Source organism: Streptomyces sp. NPDC030893, from assembly GCF_055571535.1.
Genome location: NZ_JBVIFC010000002.1, coordinates 18,830 through 39,620, shown reverse-complemented (window position 1 = coordinate 39,620; position 20,791 = coordinate 18,830). Strand labels below are relative to the sequence as shown.

Here is a 20,791-nt window from a genome sequence, read left to right as displayed (position 1 = left end):
GGCGTGGGTGAGAGGCGAGAGAAGAGGGACGGGAGACGGGACATGCGACGCGTGGTGCGGGGCTTCTGGGGGCCCCGGCAGGAGTCGGCGGAGGAACTCGCCGCACGGTGGAGCACGATGCTGGAGCGGTTCGCCGCCCTGCTGCCGGAGGCGGCGGCGGGCGGCGGCCCCGGGGCGGGGCAGTGGCGTACGGCCCCGGCGTCCGGGCCCGCCGAGACCGTACGGGCGGACCGGGCCGCGCTGTTCGGCGCGCTGCGCACGGCCCGTGAGGCGGACCCCTGGGCGGCGGCGAACGGCACCTCGCTGCGGCTGCTCGCCGCCGATCCCGCGCCCGGCTGGAAGGTCGAGGTCGCCGGGCTGGCGGGCGGAACACCCGACTCCCTGCTCCAGTCGCTGATCGCCACCATCACCTCCCCCGACGGGGCCGGCCTCCCCGACGCGGCGCTCCTCACCGCCGTCGCGGAGGCCTGGGACCCGGACCACGGGGACGTCGGCGACCGGGCCGTCACCGCCGCCCTGAAGAAGGAGGCCGGCTTCAGGATCGGCACACCGTCGGTCGGCTGGATCGGCTACCTGTCCGCGGGCAGGGCCGCCCGCGTCCCCGCCGGCCTGACCGCCGACCGCACCGAACTCCCCACCGAGGGGCTGCTCCTGACCCTCGCCTCCCCCGGGGACACCGCGGCCGTCGTCGCGGCGTACAGGGCGCTGAAGGAGTCCGGCGCGCTGGAGCCGCTGCCCCGCCCGATGAACAGGCCCGCCCTGTGACAGCCCGCGCGGGCGAGCCCTTCGACCGGCAACGGGCGCTGTCCGGCATCGAGTCCGCCCTCTCCGCCCCTCTCCCGGACTCCGGCCCCACCGCGAACGAGGGCGAGCCGGTCACGGGGGAGTGGGTGTCGACCCGGGGCGAGGGGTTCCTGCTGTTCCCCCTCTGGGAGAGCGAGACCCTCACGGGGGTGTACGGCCGTGAATGGAACGACGCGGAGACGGCGGCCGAGGCCAACCTGGCCGCACTGGTCACCGCACTGGACGCCCGCTGGGGGCCGCACCGGACGCTGACCATGGGCGAACCGCTGCTCCGGCGCCCGGACGGGGAACCCTTCCGCACGCTCGTCGCCAAGGACTGCAACGGCGACCTGACCCTCTGGGGGCCGCTGCCCGGTCCCGCCCCCCGCTGGGTCGCCGTCTCCCTCAACCAGTCCGACGGCGACGCTCCCCTGATCCTCACCGCACTGGTGACCGACCGGCCGCTCACGTCCGTATGAGGGGGAGGAAGGGACCATGACGACACTCGGCGCGGTCTTCCGACCCCAACTCGCCCCCGAACGGCTCCGTTCCGTCGCGCGCACCGCGGACGAGGCCGGACTCGAGGAGCTCTGGCTGTGGGAGGACTGCTTCCTGGAGGGCGGTATCTCGACCGGGGCCGCCGCGCTCGCCTGGACCGAGCGCGTACGGGTCGGGATCGGGCTGCTCCCCGTGCCACTGCGGAACGTGGCCGTCACCGCGATGGAGGTCGCGAGCCTGCACCGGATGTTCCCCGGGCGCGCGATCCTCGGCGTCGGACACGGGGTGCAGGACTGGATGGGGCAGGTCGGGGCGCGGGCCGAGTCACCGGTGACGCTGCTGCGGGAGTACCTGGTCGCGCTGCGGGCCCTGTTGGGCGGGGAGCGGGTGACGACCGAGGGGCGGTACGTCCGGCTCGACGGTGTCGCCCTCGACTGGCCGCCGCACGGCCCGGCCGCGGTGCTCGCCGGCGCCACCGGCCCCCGTACCGTGCGGCTCACCGGAGAGGCCGCCGACGGGACCATCCTGACCGCCTCCACCTCGCCCGACGGAGTGCGGCGGGCGCGCCGGCTGATCGAGGAGGGGCGGGCCGCGGCCGGCCGGACCGGCACCTCCCACACGGTGGTCGCCTACCTGCTCGCCGCCACCGGAAGCGGCGCACACGAGCGACTGCGGGCCGAGCTGGCCGCGGAAGGGGCCGAGGCGGAAGCGGGCCTCGGGGCGGCCGGGGACGCGAAGGCCGTGGCCGAGGCGGTCCGGCGGCTGGCCGAGGCCGGGGCCGACTCGGTGATCCTCCAGCCGACCGCCGACGAACCCGACCCCGAGGGCTTCGTCCGGTTCGTGGCGGAGGAGGTCCGGCCCCTGGTGCCGTGACCCGCCGGCCGGCCGGCGCCTGCCGTGCCGGTGTCCGCATCGTTATCGGCCGCGGCTGGCCTTCGGGACGCCCTCTCACGTAAGTTCGGACCAAGGTAATTCGCGTAAGCAAAGCTGCGCGGGGTGGTACCGCGCAGTGGAGGGGGCTGCGCGGTGCCCGGACCACAGGAGCCCCGGACGCCGCCCCGGGTCAAGCGGGCGTTGCCGCCGGGGTCACCCGTCAGAGGGATGACCGGAAGGGTGGTCTCTGCGGCGGCGTGTCGTTGTCACCACCTGCACACGGTCCCCTCAACCCTCGGATTTCCCCAGGACATGGCCCGGTTCCGGCCATGCGGGACCCGCGAACGGCCCCTTTCCGGGCCCTCGGGGCGTCGCCGGACGGTTTCGGAGAGTAGTTGTGGCCCGCCAATGCGCGCAGCATCCCTCACGAAGGGTTATGGTGGAAACCCCCCCTCGGGCCGGTCCGTCTCCCCCCCCACGGACCGGCCCGTTTTTTCTTGGCGCACCGACCGCGCCCTCCCCGGACGCCTCCTGGCTAGAGTCCAGGCATGTCGAACGAGCAGCCGGCACCCCAGCAGCAGCCCCCCGGACAGCCCGGACCGCCGGGCGCCTACGGCCCACCCGCCGCGTGCGGCGGACAGGGCCAGCAGGGCCCGTACGCCCAGCAGAGCCCGTACGGCGCCTACGGACACCAGGGCCCGTACGCCGCCCACGGACAGCAGGGCCCGTACGGGCAGCCCCCGCAGCCCGGCGCCCACCCCCATCCCGGCGTCCAGCCGCATCCCGGCGCCCACCCCCATCCCGGCGTCCAGCCGCACGGATGGGCGGCCGGCGTTCCGCCGTACCCCTACGACCCGTCCCAGCCCCTGGGCATGCCCGGCCCCGTGCGCGCCGCGCAGATCGTGATCTTCGCGACGTTCGGGTTCGGCGTGCTGCTCACCGTCGCGGTCGCCGCCACCGCCGGCCCCGAGGAGGCGGGGCGGTTCTTCAGTACGTATCTGATGACTCTGGTGCTGTGCGTCCTGGCGCTCCAGTACCGCAAGGCCGGCAACGGCGTGCGCGTCGCCTCCATCGTGCTGGCCTCGGTGCAGATCCTGTTCGCGCTCAGTGCGACCGCCCAGGGCATCGCCCTGGGCATCGTGCCGCTCGGCTCCGCCGTCGCGGTCATCGCCCTGCTCAGCCAGGGGACGTCCGGGCAGTGGTTCCGGCGGCGGCACATGAACGGCATGCCGCCCCACGCGCCGTAGGGGCGGGCAAACGCACCACCCCGGGCTTTGGGGACCCCCGCCCCGGCAGGGGTACGCTTCGCCCTCGGGGACCGCCATGAGGACAGGGACCGCCCGCGGCCGAGACCGGGCCGCTTGCCGCACGAGGCGGCGGGGCGCCGTGCCTGTCCGATCCGTACGGAGGGGCTGACGATCACGTGAACCTGCGCGACAAGCTGCGCGGCCTGCTGGTCGGGCTGTACGCACGCCGGGTGGAAGGCCACCTGGACACCGCTCAGGTGCCGGAACACATCGGCGTCATCATGGACGGCAACCGCCGGTGGGCGAAGGCCGCGGGTTCCAGCACCGTCCACGGCCACCGGGCCGGCGCCGACAAGATCGAGGAGTTCCTCGGCTGGTGCAGCGAGACGGACGTCAAGGTCGTCACCCTCTGGCTGCTGTCGACCGACAACTTCGACCGGCCCGAGGAAGAACTCGTCCCGCTGCTCGGCATCATCGAGGACGTGGTGCGCCGCCTCGCCGCCGACGGACGCTGGCGGGTCCACCACGTCGGCACGCCCGATCTGCTCCCCTCCGGCATGCAGACCACCCTCAAGGAGGCCGAGGCGGCCACGGCGCAGGTCACCGGAATAGTGGTCAACGTCGCCATCGGGTACGGCGGGCGCCAGGAGATCGCCGACGCCGTACGGTCCATGCTCGTCGACGCCCACGAGAAGGGCACCTCGATGGAGGAGCTCGCCGAGGCCGTCGACGTCGACATGATCGGACGTCACCTCTACACCCGCGCCCAGCCCGACCCGGACCTCGTCATCCGCACCAGCGGCGAGCAGCGGCTGTCCGGGTTCATGCTCTGGCAGACCGCGCATTCCGAGTACTACTTCTGCGAGGTCTTCTGGCCGGCCTTCCGCAAGGTCGACTTCCTGCGGGCACTGCGCGACTACGCCGCCCGCCACCGGCGCTACGGCGGCTGAACCGCTCTCCGCACCGCCCCCCCGGAACCGCCGGTCACGCACTGTTCACCGGCCCGCCGTCATATGCCGTGGCATGGTCGCGCTCGGATGAGGGAATAAGCCAGGCAGGCCGACGCCCGAACCACGGGGGTCGGATCTCAGCGGGCGGCACGGGAGCCGTCCGCCCGGGAGGCCCTTTTGCAGCAGCCCGACCGTGCGGTCACGGCACGGACGAAGCAGCGGAGGGCCGGTTCCCGGCCCGCTGCGCACGGGGATGCGCATGGGGGCCGTCGACCGGCCCAGCTCCGCTCCGTCGCTCCCCGACCTCATCCGAGGGGGTACGTCCTTCCGTGGTGACCAGCGCAAAGCGCCACAAGCCCGACCGGCGCACCTATGTTCTCGACACCAGCGTCCTGCTGGCCGATCCCAACGCTCCGAGCCGCTTCGACGAGCACGAGGTCGTGCTCCCCGTCGTCGTGGTGACGGAACTGGAGGCCAAGCGGAACCACCCCGAACTCGGCTACTTCGCCCGGCAGGCACTCCGCCTGCTGGACGACTACCGGGTCCGGTACGGCCGTCTCGACGCCCCCATCCCGACCGGGGACCTCGGCGGGACGGTGCGGGTCGAGCTCAACCACTCGGACCCCAGTGTGCTGCCCAGCGGCTACCGCCTGGGGGACAACGACTCCCGCATCCTCGCGGTCGCCCGCAACCTGCAGGCCGAGGGGTTCGACGTCACCGTGGTGTCGAAGGACCTCCCGCTCAGGATCAAGGCGTCCTCCGTCGGACTCCTCGCCGAGGAGTACCGCGCGGAACTCGCCATCACGGACTCCTCCGGCTGGACCGGAATGTCCGAACTGACCCTGCCCGGCGAGCAGGTGGACATCCTCTTCGAGGAAGGGCGCGTGTACGTGCCCGAGGCGTCCTCCCTTCCCGTGCACACCGGCCTGACCATCCAGTCCGAGCGCGGCAGGGCGCTGGGACGCGTCACCGCCGACGGCAACGTCCGGCTGGTGCGCGGCGACCGGGACGTGTTCGGCATCAAGGGCCGCAGCGCCGAGCAGCGCATCGCGCTCGACCTGCTGCTCGACCCGGACGTCGGGATCGTGTCCATGGGCGGCCGGGCCGGCACCGGCAAGTCGGCGCTGGCGCTGTGCGCGGGCCTCGAGGCGGTCCTGGAGCGCCGGCAGCACCAGAAGGTGATGGTCTTCCGCCCGCTGTACGCGGTGGGCGGGCAGGAGCTCGGCTATCTGCCCGGTACCGAGGCGGAGAAGATGAGCCCCTGGGCGCAGGCGGTCTTCGACACCCTGTCGGCCGTCACCAGCCGGGAGGTCATCGAGGAGGTCACCGCGCGCGGCATGCTGGAGGTCCTGCCGCTCACCCACATCCGGGGCCGCTCGCTGCACGACGCGTTCGTGATCGTGGACGAGGCGCAGTCGCTGGAACGGAACGTGCTGCTGACCGTTCTGTCCCGGATCGGGGCCAATTCACGGGTCGTTCTGACCCATGATGTCGCCCAGCGGGACAATCTGCGGGTCGGGCGGTACGACGGTGTGGTCGCCGTCGTCGAGAAGCTGAAGGGGCATCCGCTGTTCGCGCACGTCACGCTGACCCGGTCCGAGAGGTCCCAGATCGCCGCCCTTGTGACCGAAATGCTCGAAGACGGTCCGATCTGACCCTCCTCGCGCAACAAGGGTCGGTTACCCAGTAGTTGGCGCCGTCCGGAAAGGCCAAGAGCCTAGCCGGGCGGCGTCGGCGCGTGTGGGCGTTTCCGGGAATCCCGGGAGTCAAACGAGGTGTGAGCTTTCACACGCAACGGAGAATTGCCTTGCGCCGTCCGGTTACGGCAGAGTCTCACTCCTGTCAGGCCCCGCATACGACACAGCGGCACCCCCAGCGGTGCGGCACCGCAGCAGGACACCGTTCCAACTCCATAGCGCCGTCGTATGCCGCCCGAGCACCACGCGGCGCTCCTCCCGCAGGAGTTGCCCACCGGGCCCGTGCCTCCCGTGACCCTAGTTGGGGAGGCCAGTGCCAGGGGCACGATTGCGTCCGCGAGGGTCACCGAAGCGGTCGATGCTGGAAGGAAACCGTGTGAGCCGGATCTCGGTCCGGGGATTCGCAGTGGCCTCGGCCACGGCGGTCACCGCTGTCGGAAGCGTCGTCGGTGTTGCCTCGGGCAGCACCGCGCAGAACAACGACGTGGAGGCGACGGCAGCCGGCACCACGCTGCTCGCGGACATCCCCGCGGGCCAGCAGGCCCAGGTGCAGACCGCGTCCCTGACGCAGCAGGCCGAAACCATGGCCATCGCCGCGGACGCCAGCGCGAAGAAGGACGCGGAGGAGGCTGCCCGCAAGGCCGCCGCCGAGACCGCGGTCGCGAAGAAGGAAGCGGCCGAGAAGGCCGAGAAGGCCAAGCAGGACGCCAAGGAGCGCGCGGAGGCCAAGGCCGCCGCCAGCCGTTCCACGCGTGACGCCTCCAGCTTCCCGCTCCAGTCGTCGTACACCATCGCCGAAGTGCAGGCGATGGCCCGGCAGATCGTGCCCGCGGACCAGTTCCAGTGCTTCAGCAACATCGTGCAGCGCGAGTCGAGCTGGAACTACCGGGCCGACAACCCCACCTCCGACGCCTACGGCCTGGTCCAGGCGCTCCCGGGTTCCAAGATGGCCTCCGCCGGCGCCGACTGGATGACGAACCCCGCCACCCAGATCAAGTGGGGACTGGGCTACATGGACGACCGCTACGGCAGCCCGTGCGGCGCCTGGAACTTCTGGCAGGCCAACCACTGGTACTAGCAGTACCGGGAGCCTCCGCCCCCGCCCCGCTCAACCCCGCCACAGCCCCGCGCCGTCCTACGGTGCGGGGCTGTCGCCCTGTACCGTCTGACCGACGACTCCAGGGGGAGTGGTGGGGAGAAACGGGGGAAGAGGACGGATCATGTCGCGAGTGCCAGGGTGGCTCGGCCGGGTCGGAGCCGGACTGACCGAGGTCAGCAGGCGGCTGGAGGAACGCCGCGCCGAAGTCGCGCGGGACCACCGGGCCGACGACGAGCCCGCCGCGGAGGCGAGCGGCCCGGGCCCCGATCAGGTGCCGCCGCCCGCCGAGTACGCCGCCGCCCCGGCCGTCGCCCCGGTCGCCGCTCCGGCCCGGCCCGACCCGGCGCAGGCCGTGCCGTGGGGAGTACGGGTGGCCGCCGAGGCCGGCTGGCGGCTGCTGGTGCTGGCCGGCACCGTCTGGGTGCTCATGCGGGTCATCAGCGCCGTACAGCTGGTGGTCCTGGCGTTCGTGGCCTCGCTGCTGATCACCGCGCTGCTCCAGCCCACCGTGGCGCGGCTGCGGCGGGTCGGCGTGCCGCGCGGACCGGCCACCGCGCTGACCGCGCTGTTCGGGTTCGTCGTCATCGGTCTCATCGGGTGGTTCGTGACCTGGCAGGTCATGGAGAACATCGACCACCTCTCCAACCAGATCCAGGGCGGCATCGACGGGCTGCGCAAGTGGCTGCTCAACAGCCCCTTCCACGTCACCGACAAGCAGATCAACGAGATCGCCAGGAACCTGCGGGAGGCGGTCGGCGCCAACACCGAGCAGATCACCTCGGCGGGCCTGGAGGGCGTGACGGTCGTCGTCGAGGCGCTCACCGGCATACTGCTGGCCGTCTTCTCGACGCTGTTCCTGCTCTACGACGGCAAGCGGATCTGGGAGTGGTCGCTCAAGCTGGTCCCCGCCGCGGCCCGTCCGGGTGTCGCCGGTGCCGGACCGGTGGCCTGGCGGACGCTGACGGCGTACGTGCGCGGCACGGTGATAGTGGCTCTGATCGACGCGATCTTCATCGGCCTCGGCATCTACTTCCTCGACGTGCCGATGGCGGTGCCGCTCGCCGTCTTCATCTTCCTGTTCTCGTTCATCCCGCTGGTGGGCGCGGTGGTGTCGGGCGCGCTGGCGGTGGTCGTCGGGCTCGTCACCCAGGGCGTGTTCACGGGTGTGATGGTGCTCGTGGTGGTGCTGGCGGTGCAGCAGATCGAGGGGCACATCCTCCAGCCGTTCATCCTGGGCCGGGCGGTGCGGGTCCATCCGCTCGCGGTGGTCCTCGCGGTCGCCTCCGGCGGCATGATCGCGGGCATCGGGGGTGCGGTGGTGGCGGTGCCGCTGGTCGCGGTGACCAACACGGTGGTCGGCTACCTGCGGGCGTTCAGCCACGAGGCGGCGGTGATCCGCTCCCCGCGGCCGCGCGGCGCGACGGCGATGTCCGAACCGGACGCGCCGGCACCGGCGGCGGCACCGGCGCGGGAAAACCACGAGGAACCCCCCGACGGCCCATAGCGCCCCCCGCCCCGCAGCCCGGGCCTGCCGCCCCCGCGGCCACCCGCCCCGCATCGGCGAGCAGCCGCCCCCCGCCGCAGCTGCGGGCAGTCGTGCCGCTGGGGCGGCACGGGTGGGCGCAGCGGCACCTGGCAGGCGCCGGGAGCGGTGTCGGTGCGGGCCGGGGGGGTGTCACGCAGCCCGGCGTCAACGGGGTGCGTGACACCCCCCCGTGCCGCCCAGGGGCACGACTGCCCGCGGAGTGCGCGGCGTGCGCGGAGCTACGCCGTGAGCGCTGCCTCCGCGTCGAGGGTGGCGGCGACCGCCTGGATCACCGCGGCGATCTTGAACGCCTCCTGGATGACCTCACGCTCCACCCCCGCCTTGCGCAGCACCTGCTCGTGCGAGTCGAGGCACATGCCGCAGCCGTTGATCGAGGAGACCGCGAAGGACCAGAACTCGAAGTCGACCTTGTCGACCCCCGGGTTGCCGATGACGTTCATCCGCAGCCCGGCCCGCAGGTTCCCGTACTCGTGGTCCGACAGCAGATGACGCGTGCGGTAGAAGACGTTGTTCATCGCCATCACCGCGGCAGCGGCCTTCGCGGCCGTGTACGCCTCCGGCGACAGCTTCGCCTTCGCCTCCGGCTCCAGCTCGCGCAGCACGATCGGCGAGCGCGAGGCGATCGCCGTCGACAGCACCGTGCCCCACAACTGCTGGGCCGGCAGGTCGGAGTTGCCGATGACCGAGCCCAGGTTGAGCTTCAGGTCCTTGGCGTAGTCCGGTATACGGGACTTCAGGGAGTCGAGGGACATGTCAGGTCACTCCCCGGCCAGCAGCGCGACCGGGTCCAGGGTCTCGTCGCCCTTGGACCAGTTGCACGGGCAGAGCTCGTCGGTCTGCAGGGCGTCCAGCACCCGCAGGACCTCCTTCGGGTTCCGGCCGACGGACCCGGCGGTCACCATGGCGAACTGGATCTCGTTGTTCTGGTCCACGATGAACACCGCGCGCTTGGCGAAGCCGTCCTCGCCCTCGATGCCGAGGTCGCGCATCAGTTCGTGCTTGGAGTCCGCCATCATCGGGAACGGCAGGTCGCGCAGGTCGTCGTGGTCCTTGCGCCAGGCGTGGTGGACGAACTCCGAGTCACCGGAGAAGCCGAGGACCTGGGCGTCCCGGTCGGCGAACTCCTCGTTCAGCTTGCCGAACGCGGCGATCTCGGTCGGGCACACGAAGGTGAAGTCCTTGGGCCACGCGAACACGATCTTCCACTTGCCCTCATAGGTCTTGTGGTTGATCGTCTCGAACTCCTTGCCCTTCTCCAGCGAGACACAGGCGGTCAGTTCGAACTCGGGGAACTTGTCACCGACAGTGAGCACAGGCCCTCCTTGCAGCGAGGAAATGCCCGGATCGCGGGTATTTCCCATGGGTTGGACCTTGTTGATGTTGGCACAGGCGGGATTGATTCCTGAAATAGCTACACTCGGTCGTGTTGATCGGAGGAAGCAATCAGTGACCGTGGGTAACGGGCGTCGGCAGCCGAGCCTTGCCCAACTCCGGGCGTTCGCCGCGGTGGCCGAGCACCTGCACTTCCGGGACGCCGCGGCGGCGACCGGGACGAGCCAGCCGGCGCTGTCGGGCGCGCTGTCCGCACTGGAGAAGACGCTCGGCGTCACGCTCGTGGAGCGTACGACGCGCAAGGTGCTGCTCTCCCCGGCCGGTGAGCGGCTCGCCGTCCGCGCCAAGGCCGTACTGGCGGAGGTCGGGGCGCTGATGGAGGAGGCGGACGCGCTGCGGGCGCCCTTCACCGGGGCGCTGCGCCTCGGGGTGATCCCCACCGTGGCGCCGTATGTACTGCCCACCGTGCTGCGGCTGGTCCACGACCGCTATCCGCGACTCGACCTGCAGGTCCACGAGGAGCAGACCGCCCACCTGCTGGACGGGCTGGCCCGCGGCCGGCTGGACCTGCTGCTGCTCGCCGTCCCGCTCGGCGTTCCCGGAGTCATCGAACTTCCGCTGTTCGACGAGGACTTCGTGCTCGTCACCCCGGCCGGCCACTGGCTGGGCGGGCGGCGGGGCATCCCCCGTGAGGTGCTGCGCGAGCTGAACCTGCTGCTGCTCGACGAGGGGCACTGCCTGCGCGACCAGGCCCTGGAGATCTGCCGCGAGGCCGGCCGGGCGGGGGGCGCGGCCACCACCACGGCGGCCGGACTGTCCACGCTGGTGCAGCTGGTCGCGGGCGGCCTCGGGGTGACGCTGCTGCCGCGCACCGCCGTCGACGTGGAGACCACCCGCTCCGGCCGCCTGCTCACCGGCTGCTTCACCGACCCGGCCCCCACCCGCCGCATCGCCCTCGCCATGCGCACGGGCGCGGCGAGGGCGGCGGAGTACGAGCAGCTGGCGACGGCCCTGCGCGAGGTCCTGCGGGACCTGCCGGTGCGGACGGTGGGAGGCTGAGCGCACCGGCCGCACCCACCGCCCGCGCCCCTGCTCCGCCCGCGTCCCTACTCCGTGCGCAGCCCGTCCGGGCGCATCATGCGCAGCAGCGGGGGCAGGCTCAGCAGGGTCACCACGAGGACGACGCCCGCGCCGATGCCGGTCATCCGCAGGACGCTCGGCCAGTCCACACCGACCGGTGTCGAGGTCATCCGCAGCAGCACCGCGCCCAGGGTGATGCCGACCGCCGAGGCCACCAGCAGTCCCAGGCCGATCGGGATCGCCGTCTGCCACAGCACCGACAGGCTGAGCGTGCGCCGCCGGGTGCCGAAGGCGACCAGGGCGGACAGCAGCTTGCGGCGTTCGCGCAGCTGCTCCAGCTGGGAGACCAGCAGACTCGCCCCGATGAGCGCCAGCACGGCGGCGGCGCCGACGAACAGGCCCGTGCGGATGGTGTCGTAGCGCTCGGAGCGTTCGGTCGCGGACCAGGTCATCGGATACGCCAGCGGGTCGACCGCGGCCGCCGCGTTGCGCACGTGCTCACGGGCGAGGGGCACCGAGTCGTCGACCGACAGATACAGCTCCCCCTCGACCGCCTTCGCCAGGCCCGCGGGCATCGCGCCCCGGGTCAGCAGGAAGCCGCCCCGCTCGTTCCCGGTCGGGTCCTTGATGGAGTCGGCCTCCTTCAGCTCCTCGGGGACGGTCCACGTGATGTCCTCCGAGCCTTCCTCGTCGTACCACGGCTGGTACAGCTTCTGGCCGGGCCTGCTCAGCGAGGGCGTGTCCGTGTCGTACTCGCCGCCCCGGACCGCGAACACGTCGCCGTCCGCGCACGAGGGCAGTTCCGCCACCTTGCGCAGGGTCGCGCAGTCACCGATGGTCAGCTGGGCGCCGCGCGGCTCCTCCTGTTCCTCGGGCCCGTCGAGGAAGTACCCCTCGGACAGCGGGTAGACCGCCTGGACGCCCTTGGCCGCCTCGAGCTTCGCCGTGGCGGCGTCGATGTCCGTGCCCTTGGGCAGGTGAATCTGCATCTGCGCCAGCGACACGTCGAAGCCGGTCTCCTCGGTGTAGTCGCTCTCCACTCCGGCGAACAGCATCTGCAGCGCGATCGCGCCGGCCACGGCCACGGCGATGCCGTTGACCATGCGGGCCGCCGCGCCGCTGGTCAACTGAAGGCGGCGCACCGCCAGTTGCCAGGAGACGCTGCCCGAGCCGAGCCGGGCGACGACCGTTTCCACGATCCACGGCAGCAGCGCGGTGACGCCGACCAGCAGGCAGATGACACCGCCGGTGACCAGGTAGCCGTTGAACTCGCCGTTCTCCCGGCCCTGACCGAGCATCGGGAAGAGCATGATGATGCCGGCCAGCGGGAACAGCAGCCGCCACCACAGCCGTCGGCGGGCCGGCCGCGCCGTGCGGACCACGCCCAGCGGTTCGATGACCACCCCGCGCAGCGCCAGCAGGGTCACCAGCACCGCGGCCCCGGGGACCGCGACCGCGACCAGCAGGGCCAGCAGCGGCGAGGGGTTCAGATAGCTCGGGAAGACGCTGACCCGGAACACCTCTACGGAGGCGGCGAACTCCCGCCCCGCCAGGAAGAACCCGGTGCCGAACACCAGCCCCAGCAGCGCCCCGCCGAGCGCCTCGCCCGCGGCGATCCGCCGGGTCATACCGCCGTCGGAACCGACCAGCCGCAGCGCGGCCAGCCTGCGGTCGCGCCGCTCGCCGCCGAACCGTACGGCCGCGGCGATGAAGACGCCGACCGGCATCAGCAGCACCACGAAGACGACCAGGACCAGCAGCATGAGGACCGGGTCCATCTCCTCCTGCGTCGGGTCGGGGTTCCCGAAGGAGTCGATACGGCCCACCGGCCCGTCGCCGGTCCGGTCCGCGAGGCCCTCGGCGCCCGCGTAGTAGGCGAGTTCCTGGGAGCCGATCAGTCCCTGCTCGCCGATCGTCCCCACAATCTCGTACGGCAGCCGCTCCCGCAGCAGCTCGCCGCCGTCGGAGTCGAGGAGTTCCCGCAGCGCGGGGGAGACCATCATGGTGCCCGTCGCGGGGAACTCGCGCAGGCCGGGCGGGAGCGGGGCCTTGTCGCCCTCCGGCTCCAGCAGCCGGCCGCGGATGCCCCGGCCGTCGAACTCCGTGTCGGTGTCCGCGGTCACCAGGGTGTCGTCGGCGCGCTCGATCTCCTCACCGAAGGTGTAGTTGAGCCGCGCCTCCTCCCGCCGGTCCCGCTCCGCCAGCGCACCGGGCAGGGCGGTGGTGAGCAGCAGCAGCGCCACGCCCAGTCCGACACCGACGGCGGTGAGCAGCGCCCGGATCCAGCCCTCCCGTCCGCCGGCGAAGGCGAACCGCAGGCCCATGCCGAGGTCCCGCGCCCACTGGCGTGACGCGCTCATACGGCGCGCTCCATGTCCCGTGACCTGCCGTCGCGCACGACGATCTCGCGGTCGGAGTACGCGGCCACCCGCGCCTCGTGGGTGACGAGGACGACGGCGGCGTTGGCGGACCGGGCGGCCTCGGTGAGCAGTTCCATCACCCGCTCGCCGTTGAGGGAGTCCAGCGCGCCGGTCGGCTCGTCGGCGAACAGCAGCCGCGGGTCGGTGACCAGCGCCCGGGCCACGGCGACCCGCTGCCCCTGGCCGCCGGAGACCTCGCCGGGCCGCTTCCTGCGGACGTCGTCGACCTCGAGGCGCTCCATCCAGGTCAGCGCGGCCCGCTCGGCCTCCTTGCGGGAGGTGCCGTTCAGCCGCAGCGGCAGGGCGACGTTCTCCACGCAGGTGAGCTCCGGCACGAGCTGCCCGAACTGGAAGACGAAGCCGAACTCCGAGCGCCGCAGCGCGCTGCGCTCGCCGTCGCTCATGGCGGTCAGCTCACGCCCGTCGTAGGTGATTGACCCGGAGTCGGGGGTGACGATCCCGGCGAGGCAGTGCAGCAGCGTCGACTTGCCCGAGCCGGAGGGGCCCATCACGGCGACGACCTCGCCGGGGTGGATGGAGAAGCCGGCGCCGTCGAGCGCCGTGGTCGGGCCGTACACCTTGCGCAGGTCCCGCGCGGCGAGCAGGGAACCGGGGGGAACGGTCGTGGTCATCGGGCCACCGCCTCACGGAGCTTGTCGAGACGCGCCGCGGTCAGCTCCAGCCAGCGCAGATCGGCCTCGAGGTGGAACAGGGCGTGGTCGCAGATGAGCTGGTCGGCGAGGTCGCCCTTGCGCTTGCGGTCGGTGAGGATCCGCATGCCGCGCAGATGCTCCGAGCGCTGTGTGTCGAGGATGTCGGCGGCGTCGCGGCTGGTGAGCAGTGCCAGGACGACCTTGGTGTAGAGGGTCGACTGGAGGTACGGCTCCGGCTTCTCCGGAGTGGCGAGCCAGCGCTCGACATCGGTGATGCCGGCCTCGGTGATCGCGTACCGCTTCCGCTCGGGGCCGCCGCCGGCCTCGATGCCGTCGACTTCGACGAGCCCGTTCTTCAGCAGCCGGGACATCGTCGAGTAGACCTGGCCGTAGTGCAGCGGCCGGTCGTGACCGAACTTCTCGTCGAAGGCCCGCTTCAGGTCGTAACCGTGCCGCGGACCGGACTCCAGGAGCCCCAGGAGGGTGTGACCGATGGACATGCGGAGCACTCTACACACCGTGTATACGCGGTATGTATACACGGAGTGTGGAGAGGGTGGCGGGGGGGTACGGACCCCCAGGTGGGGGCCGAATGTCACGGTTCCGCTACCGAGGCGGGAGGCCGTTCAGGCAGGCGGGTGCCCGGAGGTGGAACCCCCGGGCGGACGGCCGCGGCGCGGCAGGGGTCCCGCCTCGCCGGGCAACCGCCCGGCCTCCGCGAGGGCGCGTCGCAACAGGAACTCGATCTGCGCGTTGGCGGAGCGCAGCTCGTCGTTCGCCCAGCGCGCCAGCGCCTCGTACACCGCCGGGTCGAGCCGCAGCAGCACCTGCTTGCGCTGCGGCCGACCCTGGGGAGCCGGGCTCCCGGACGAGGCGGTCACTGGTAGAGCGTCCCGGTGTTGAGGACCGGCTGCGCCGAGCGGTCACCGCACAGCACGACCATCAGGTTGGACACCATCGCCGCCTTCCGCTCCGGGTCGAGCTCCACGATGTCCTGCTCCTGGATCCGGGCCAGTGCCGACTCGACCATGCCCACGGCGCCCTCCACGATCTGCTGCCGCGCCGCCACGACCGCGCCGGCCTGCTGCCGCTGGAGCATCGCCGAGGCGATCTCGGGTGCGTAGGCGAGGTGGGTGAAGCGGGACTCGATGATCTGCACCCCGGCCGCGTCCACCCGCGCCCGCAGTTCGACGGCGAGCTTCTCGGTGATCTCCTCGGCGTCGCCGCGCAGGGACAGGCCGTCCTCGTCATGGGCGTCGTAGGGGTACTCGATGGCGATGTGCCGCACGGCCGCCTCGGTCTGCGTGGAGACGAACTCGATGTAGTCGTCCACCTCGAAGGTGGCCTGCGCGGTGTCCTCCACCCGCCACACCACGACCGCGGCCAGCTCGATGGGGTTGCCGTAGGCGTCGTTCACCTTCAGCACGGCGGTCTCGTGGTTGCGCACGCGGGTGGAGATCTTGGTGCGGGAGGTGAAGGGGTTCACCCAGCGCAGGCCGTCCTGCCGGATCGTGCCCCGGTAGCGGCCGAAGAGCTGGACCACCCGGGCCTCGCCCGGCGCCACCATGTTCAGCCCGCACATCGCGACGAACGCGGCGAGCGCGATCAGGATGCCGCCGGTGATCAGGGCGGCCTTGCCGCCGGTCGAGTCGACCGCTGTCGCGACGATGATCAGCGCCGTGCCGATGAGCAGCCCGATCAGTCCGAGTATCAGCGCCAGCCCGCCGCCGATGCTGTGCGCCGGAACCTCCCGCACGCGCGGGGCCGGCATCTCCGGGACATCGGCCGTGACCTGCGGGTCGTGTGTGGACATGGGTGGTTCCCCCGTTTCTCCGGGCGCTCCGCGCGGCATCCGTACCGCTAGCGCCTGCCTATCCAAGTGATATCACTTTACCCTGTCATGGCAACCTCACACACCTCCCGCACGTCGATTCCTGTGGGGCGGGTGCTGATTGTCACGTCCGTAACGACCGCATCAGCCGCCCTTTGTCATAGCTCCCGGTGTTAGCTTTCTGAGCTGACCTGAGCGGCGAACCTGTGTGGCAACCGAGCACACATGAACGAAGCGGAGCGGAACGGGCGTATGGGACGAGCGGAAGAAAGACGCGCACGACAGCGCGGCGGACGCCGTGCGGCACCCGGGGGCCGCAGCTCGTCGGGCGCGACCGGCCGCAGCGGCATACGCCGGCTCTTCACCTGGAAGAAGATCCTCGGCACGTTCTTCGGCCTCTGCCTGCTCGGCATGGGCGCCTTCATCGTGCTGTACATGGTGATCGACATCCCGGAGGGGAACGCCGAGGCGGAGTCGCAGGGCAACGTCTACAAGTACCGCGACGGCTCGATCATGGCCCGCAGCGGCTTCAACCGCGAGATCGTCGACCTGGCCAGGGTCCCCAAGGACGTCCAGCGCACCTTCGTCGCCGCCGAGAACAAGACCTTCTACAAGGACTCCGGCGTCGACATCAAGGGCACCGCGCGCGGTCTGTTCAACACCCTCTCCGGCAAGGGCGCGCAGGGCGGTTCGACGATCACCCAGCAGTACGTCAAGAACTACTACCTGACGCAGGAACAGACCGTCACCCGCAAGATGAAGGAACTGGTCATCTCCCTGAAGCTGGACCGGGAGAAGTCCAAGGACTACATCCTCGCCGGCTACATCAACACCAGCTACTACGGCCGTGGCGCCTACGGAATCCAGGCCGCCGCACAGGCCTACTACCGCGTCGACGCCGAGGACCTGACCGTCGAGCAGGGCGCCTACCTCGCCGCGCTGCTCCAGGCGCCGAGCCAGTACGACTGGGCGGTCGCCGGCGAGACCGGCAAGAAACTCGTCCAGGAGCGCTGGAACTACGTCCTGGACAACATGGTCGAGCAGGAGTGGCTGAGCGCGGCGGACCGCCGGGGCATGGAGTTCCCCGTGCCCAAGGAGCCCAAGGCCGCCCCCGGCATGGAGGGTCAGACCGGCTATCTGGTGGAGGCGGCCAACAACGCGGTCAAGCGCCAGTTCGTCGAGCAGGGCATCGCCGAGGACGTGAAGCAGGCCGACGCCCTGCTGGACCTCGGCGGCTACACCATCACGCTCAACGCCGACAAGAAGAAGCAGGCCGCGCTGGAGAAGGCGGTCAAGGCCAAGCTCACCAGCAGGCTCGACCCGGAGAAGCGCGACGTCGACGCCGACGTCCAGGCCGGTGCCGTCTCCGTGGACCCCGGGACGGGCGCGGTCGTGGCGATGTACGGCGGTGTGGACTACGTCAAGCACTTCACCAACAACGCCACCCGCGACGACTACCAGCCGGCCTCCACCTTCAAGCCGGTGATCCTCGCCGCCGCCGTGGACCAGGACGCCGAGACCCAGGACGGCGTGCCGATCACGGCCGACACGATCTACGACGGTACGAGCAAGCGCCCCGTGAAGGACGGCGACCGCGAGGTCGGCTTCGCGCCCCCCAACGAGGACGACGTCGACTACGGCGACATCACCGTCCAGGAGGCGATGAACAAGTCCGTCAACTCGGTCTTCGCCCAGATGGGCATCGACGTCGGCATGACCGAGGTCGTGAAGGTCGCGGGCGAGCTCGGCATGGAGACCGAGGGCATGGAGGCCGTGCCCGCGCAGACCCTGGGCAGTATGGGCGCCAGCCCGCTGGAGATGGCGGGCGTCTACGCCACCCTCGCCAACCACGGCAAGAAGGTCACCCCGGCCGTCGTGAAGTCGGTCGAGCACAACGACCGCAGCGTCGAGTTCCCCGACCCGGTCGGCGAGCGGGTCATCAGCCGTACGGCCGCCGACACGGTGACCTCCGTGCTCACCGGCGTGGTCGACGACGGTACGGCCCGGCGGTCCGTGCGGGAGAACCCGCTGCGCGGCGGCCAGCAGGTCGCCGGCAAGACGGGTACGTCCGACAACAACAAGTCGGCCTGGTTCACCGGCTACACACCGGAACTGGTCACCTCGGTCGGCCTGTTCGGCGAGGACGCCGAGAACCAGAACCAGGTGCCGATGTACAAGGCGGGCGGCGTCGACCACCGCGTCAACGGCGGCGGCTTCCCCGCCGAGATCTGGGCCGCGTACACCTTCGGCGTCATGGACGGGGTCAGCAGGTTCGACCTGGACACCAAGCAGGGCGCGGAGGTGGGGCCGACCCGGACGCCGTCGGCCAGCCAGTCGCCCTCGGGGACCCCGAGCCAGGAGCCGACGACCGAGGAGCCCACCACCGAGGCGCCGCCGGAGACCTCGTCCGCGCCGCCGTCGTCGGAGCCGCCGACCCAGACGCCGTCGAGTGAGCCGCCGACGAAGACGCCCTCCGGCTCGCCGACCTTCGGCATCCCGGGCGACCCGGACGATCCGGACGACCCGCAGTTCGGCGAGGACCAGTAGACGGCGCGCGAGAGGGGCGCCCGGTGACCGCACCGGGCGCCCCTCACACGCGTACGACGGCTCAGCCGTGGTTCAGCTCGAACCACACCACCTTGCCCGTGCTCAGCCGGGTCGCGCCCCAGCGGCGGGCCAGCCGGTTCACCAGGTACAGCCCGCGCCCGCCCTCGTCCGTGGCCCGCGCCTGCCGCAGCCGCGGCAGCTGCGGCACGTCGTCACCCACCTCGCAGCGCAGCACGTCCGTGCGCAGCAGCCGCAGCGTGACCGGCCGCGTCGCGTACCGCACCGCGTTGGTCACCACCTCGCTGACCAGCAGCTCCACGGAGTCGCTCAGCTCCTCCATGCCCCAGCGGGACAGCGCCCGCCGGGCGAGGCGGCGGGCCCGGCCGGGGGCCGCGTCCTCCGGCTCCAGGAACCAGTACGCCACATCGCTCGGCGCGATCCCGTCGAAGCGGGCGGCGAGCAGCGCGATGTCGTCGTCCCGGTCGCCCGGACCGAGCATGTCCAGCACCTCGTCGCAGAGCGCCTCCAGCGGCGGCGGATGGTCCGGCCCGGTGAGCTGCGCGGTCGCGGCGAGCTTCTCCCGCAGCTGCTCGATGCCGGTCCACACGTCCCGCAGCCGCGACTCGACCAGGCCGTCGGTGTACAGCAGCAGGGTCGCCCCGGCGGGCGCGTCCAGCTCCACCGCCTCGAAGTCCACCCCGCCCACACCGATCGGGGCGCCCGCGGGCACCCGCAGCACCTCGGCCCGGCCGCCCAGCTCCAGCAGGATCGGCGGCGGATGACCGGCGTTGGCGATGGTGATGCGGTGCGACACCGGGTCGTACACCGCGTAGAGGCAGGTCGCCATGCGGTCCACGCCGAGCCGCTGCGCCTGCTCGTCGAGGTGGTGCAGCACCTCCTGCGGGGGCAGGTCGAGCCCGGCCAGGGTCTGCGCGGTGGTGCGCAGCTGGCCCATGATCGCCGCGGACGTCATGGAGTGCCCCATCACGTCACCGACCACCAGCGCCACCCGGCTGCCCGGCAGCGGGATCGCGTCGTACCAGTCGCCGCCCACCCGCGCGGTCTCCGCGGCCGGCAGATAGCGCGACGCCAGCCGTACGCCGGTGCAGCGCGGCAGGTTCTCCGGCAGCATCGTGCGCTGCAGCTCGTCCGCGATGTACGCCTCCCGCCCGTACAGCACCGCCTTGTCGATGCCGAGGGCGCTGTGCGTGGCGAGCTGTGCCGCGACCAGCAGGTCGTCGGCCTCGAACGGGATCCGCTCCGGCCGGCGCAGGAACAGGGCCGCGCCGATCACCCGGCGCCGGCCGCGCAGCGGCGCGAGGATCGCCCGCTGCCCGTCCGGCACGGTGGACGCGCCGTCCTCGCCGAGGAGTTCGGGCAGCGCGGCCCGCGCGGCCGGCGCGTCCGTGAAGACCGGACGCACCCCGCGCAGCACCTCGGCGAGCGCGCTGCCGGGCCGCACCGTGCACAGCTCCTCGCCGACCGAGTCCAGCTCCGACGGCTCCGGCGGCGCGGCGACCGGCATGAAACCGCTCTCGGTGTCCCGTTCGGCCGGGATCCGGTCGCTGCGGCGCAGCCGCAGCACCAGCGGGCCGGTGGGCCGCTCGTCGCCGACCGGCAGCGGATCGCGCAGATAGACCAGGATCGCGTCGGAGAAGGTGGGCACGGTGGCCCGGCACAGCCCCATCACGATCTCGTCCAGGTCGATGCCGCGGGCGATCCGCCGGGTCGCGGCGCCCACGAAGCGCAGCCGGTCGCCGTCCCGCCGCATCGGCGTCGGCCGCCCGGGCCGGGTCACCTGCCCGGTACGGCGCTCCTGGCCGTCCGGCGCCTGCCCCGCCCGGTCCTGCCCTCCGGCAGGCTGCACCGGGATGCCCTCGGGCGCGGGACGCGGCCGGTGCGTGTCCGCCCCGGCGCCCTGCCCGGCGCCCGGCTGGGAGTGCTCGGAGCCGGGTTCCGCGCCGGCGTCCTGGCCGGTGCCGCCCGGCGTCACCGTCCCGGGCGACGTGGCGCCCGGCGGCCCCGGGGACGCGGCCCCGGACGCGGTCGGCTCACCGCCGGAGCGGCCCTGTACCGGTAAGGCGGACCCCGTGCCCGGCACACGGGCCGGTGGCGGGGTACGCAGGAGCGCCCCGCGGGGATCCGCGGGGTCCACGCCCGGCTGCGGGCGTTCGAAGGAGGTCGGCTGCTCCGTCACGCGTGTCGAGTCCATCCGTCCGGCGCACGCCGTGCGCG

At 72.1% G+C, this 20,791-nt stretch carries 18 protein-coding genes; 10 read left to right on the top strand and 8 right to left on the bottom strand.

Going from position 1 to position 20,791, the window contains the following annotated elements; translation table 11 throughout:
* The first annotated feature begins 42 nt into the window (after positions 1 to 42).
* The 8 genes from ACZ434_RS04885 (at position 43) to ACZ434_RS04850 (ending at position 8,651) form a co-directional block, all read left to right on the top strand.
* Positions 43 to 765 carry a hypothetical protein gene (locus tag ACZ434_RS04885; protein ID WP_468451897.1) on the top strand — a complete coding sequence of 241 codons (723 nt, stop codon included), beginning with the start codon at positions 43 to 45 and terminating at the stop codon, positions 763 to 765.
* On the top strand, positions 762 to 1,262 hold the full coding sequence (locus tag ACZ434_RS04880; protein ID WP_468451895.1) for a hypothetical protein: 501 nt from the start codon (positions 762 to 764) through the stop codon (positions 1,260 to 1,262). The genes ACZ434_RS04885 and ACZ434_RS04880 overlap by 4 nt, the downstream gene beginning before the upstream one ends.
* A 16-nt stretch (positions 1,263 to 1,278) precedes the next feature.
* Positions 1,279 to 2,154, top strand: coding sequence for an LLM class flavin-dependent oxidoreductase (locus tag ACZ434_RS04875; protein ID WP_468451893.1), 876 nt, complete (start codon positions 1,279 to 1,281; stop codon positions 2,152 to 2,154).
* A 548-nt stretch (positions 2,155 to 2,702) separates the two neighbouring features.
* On the top strand, positions 2,703 to 3,401 hold the full coding sequence (locus tag ACZ434_RS04870) for a hypothetical protein (RefSeq protein WP_468451891.1): 699 nt from the start codon (positions 2,703 to 2,705) through the stop codon (positions 3,399 to 3,401).
* A gap of 176 nt (positions 3,402 to 3,577) precedes the next feature.
* On the top strand, positions 3,578 to 4,351 hold the full coding sequence (locus ACZ434_RS04865; RefSeq protein ID WP_468451889.1) for an isoprenyl transferase: 774 nt from the start codon (positions 3,578 to 3,580) through the stop codon (positions 4,349 to 4,351).
* Between the two features lie 329 nt (positions 4,352 to 4,680).
* The gene (locus ACZ434_RS04860; RefSeq protein ID WP_468451887.1) at positions 4,681 to 6,006 is read left to right on the top strand and encodes a PhoH family protein; all 1,326 of its coding nucleotides are present in this window, start codon (positions 4,681 to 4,683) and stop codon (positions 6,004 to 6,006) included.
* A gap of 418 nt (positions 6,007 to 6,424) precedes the next feature.
* A complete protein-coding gene (locus tag ACZ434_RS04855) occupies positions 6,425 to 7,126 on the top strand; it encodes an aggregation-promoting factor C-terminal-like domain-containing protein (protein WP_468451885.1) in 702 nt (233 codons plus the stop codon).
* A gap of 142 nt (positions 7,127 to 7,268) precedes the next feature.
* Positions 7,269 to 8,651, top strand: coding sequence for an AI-2E family transporter (locus ACZ434_RS04850; protein WP_468451883.1), 1,383 nt, complete (start codon positions 7,269 to 7,271; stop codon positions 8,649 to 8,651).
* Between the two features lie 260 nt (positions 8,652 to 8,911).
* On the opposite strand, the gene ACZ434_RS04845 is transcribed toward ACZ434_RS04850, so the two are convergent.
* Together ACZ434_RS04845 and ACZ434_RS04840 are read right to left on the bottom strand one after the other, a co-directional pair.
* Complete coding sequence (locus tag ACZ434_RS04845; RefSeq protein ID WP_468451881.1) at positions 8,912 to 9,445, bottom strand: alkyl hydroperoxide reductase; 534 nt, start codon at positions 9,443 to 9,445, stop codon at positions 8,912 to 8,914.
* Between the two features lie 6 nt (positions 9,446 to 9,451).
* Positions 9,452 to 10,006, bottom strand: a complete 555-nt coding sequence (locus ACZ434_RS04840) for a peroxiredoxin (RefSeq protein WP_468451879.1) — start codon at positions 10,004 to 10,006, stop codon at positions 9,452 to 9,454.
* Positions 10,007 to 10,139: 133 nt separating this feature from the next.
* Between ACZ434_RS04840 and ACZ434_RS04835 the strand changes: the two genes are divergently transcribed.
* On the top strand, positions 10,140 to 11,084 hold the full coding sequence (locus ACZ434_RS04835) for a LysR substrate-binding domain-containing protein (RefSeq protein WP_468451877.1): 945 nt from the start codon (positions 10,140 to 10,142) through the stop codon (positions 11,082 to 11,084).
* Positions 11,085 to 11,131: 47 nt separating this feature from the next.
* Here ACZ434_RS04835 and ACZ434_RS04830 read toward each other — a convergent pair whose 3' ends face one another.
* From ACZ434_RS04830 to ACZ434_RS04810, 5 genes are all read right to left on the bottom strand, one after another.
* Complete coding sequence (locus ACZ434_RS04830; RefSeq protein WP_468451875.1) at positions 11,132 to 13,465, bottom strand: ABC transporter permease; 2,334 nt, start codon at positions 13,463 to 13,465, stop codon at positions 11,132 to 11,134.
* Positions 13,462 to 14,157 (bottom strand): ABC transporter ATP-binding protein, encoded by a 696-nt coding sequence (locus ACZ434_RS04825; protein ID WP_468451873.1) that lies wholly within the window; start codon positions 14,155 to 14,157, stop codon positions 13,462 to 13,464. Before ACZ434_RS04825 ends, ACZ434_RS04830 begins: the two co-directional genes overlap by 4 nt.
* Complete coding sequence (locus ACZ434_RS04820) at positions 14,154 to 14,678, bottom strand: PadR family transcriptional regulator (protein ID WP_004926339.1); 525 nt, start codon at positions 14,676 to 14,678, stop codon at positions 14,154 to 14,156. Before ACZ434_RS04820 ends, ACZ434_RS04825 begins: the two co-directional genes overlap by 4 nt.
* A 126-nt stretch (positions 14,679 to 14,804) precedes the next feature.
* Positions 14,805 to 15,059 (bottom strand): type II toxin-antitoxin system antitoxin, encoded by a 255-nt coding sequence (locus tag ACZ434_RS04815; RefSeq protein WP_468451871.1) that lies wholly within the window; start codon positions 15,057 to 15,059, stop codon positions 14,805 to 14,807.
* The gene (locus ACZ434_RS04810; protein WP_468451869.1) at positions 15,056 to 15,991 is read right to left on the bottom strand and encodes an SPFH domain-containing protein; all 936 of its coding nucleotides are present in this window, start codon (positions 15,989 to 15,991) and stop codon (positions 15,056 to 15,058) included. Before ACZ434_RS04810 ends, ACZ434_RS04815 begins: the two co-directional genes overlap by 4 nt.
* Positions 15,992 to 16,261: 270 nt before the next feature.
* Here ACZ434_RS04810 and ACZ434_RS04805 point away from each other — a divergent pair, with 270 nt between their 5' ends.
* The gene (locus ACZ434_RS04805) at positions 16,262 to 18,556 is read left to right on the top strand and encodes a transglycosylase domain-containing protein (RefSeq protein WP_468451867.1); all 2,295 of its coding nucleotides are present in this window, start codon (positions 16,262 to 16,264) and stop codon (positions 18,554 to 18,556) included.
* 61 nt (positions 18,557 to 18,617) lie between these two features.
* Here the strand turns inward: ACZ434_RS04805 and ACZ434_RS04800 are convergent, their stop codons facing one another.
* Positions 18,618 to 20,768, bottom strand: a complete 2,151-nt coding sequence (locus ACZ434_RS04800; RefSeq protein ID WP_468451865.1) for a SpoIIE family protein phosphatase — start codon at positions 20,766 to 20,768, stop codon at positions 18,618 to 18,620.
* Positions 20,769 to 20,791 lie beyond the last annotated feature (23 nt).

What these genes read in the sequence shown, in the direction of transcription:
- ACZ434_RS04885 (WP_468451897.1), top strand. Translation starts at nt 43, where the DNA reads ATGCGACGCGTGGTGCGGGGCTTCTGGGGGCCCCGGCAGGAGTCGGCG.
- ACZ434_RS04875 (WP_468451893.1), top strand. Translation starts at nt 1,279, where the DNA reads ATGACGACACTCGGCGCGGTCTTCCGACCCCAACTCGCCCCCGAACGG.
- ACZ434_RS04870 (WP_468451891.1), top strand. Translation starts at nt 2,703, where the DNA reads ATGTCGAACGAGCAGCCGGCACCCCAGCAGCAGCCCCCCGGACAGCCC.
- ACZ434_RS04850 (WP_468451883.1), top strand. Translation starts at nt 7,269, where the DNA reads ATGTCGCGAGTGCCAGGGTGGCTCGGCCGGGTCGGAGCCGGACTGACC.
- ACZ434_RS04845 (WP_468451881.1), bottom strand. Translation starts at nt 9,445, where the DNA reads ATGTCCCTCGACTCCCTGAAGTCCCGTATACCGGACTACGCCAAGGAC.
- ACZ434_RS04830 (WP_468451875.1), bottom strand. Translation starts at nt 13,465, where the DNA reads ATGAGCGCGTCACGCCAGTGGGCGCGGGACCTCGGCATGGGCCTGCGG.
- ACZ434_RS04825 (WP_468451873.1), bottom strand. Translation starts at nt 14,157, where the DNA reads ATGACCACGACCGTTCCCCCCGGTTCCCTGCTCGCCGCGCGGGACCTG.
- ACZ434_RS04820 (WP_004926339.1), bottom strand. Translation starts at nt 14,678, where the DNA reads ATGTCCATCGGTCACACCCTCCTGGGGCTCCTGGAGTCCGGTCCGCGG.
- ACZ434_RS04810 (WP_468451869.1), bottom strand. Translation starts at nt 15,991, where the DNA reads ATGTCCACACACGACCCGCAGGTCACGGCCGATGTCCCGGAGATGCCG.
- ACZ434_RS04805 (WP_468451867.1), top strand. Translation starts at nt 16,262, where the DNA reads ATGGGACGAGCGGAAGAAAGACGCGCACGACAGCGCGGCGGACGCCGT.
- ACZ434_RS04800 (WP_468451865.1), bottom strand. Translation starts at nt 20,768, where the DNA reads ATGGACTCGACACGCGTGACGGAGCAGCCGACCTCCTTCGAACGCCCG.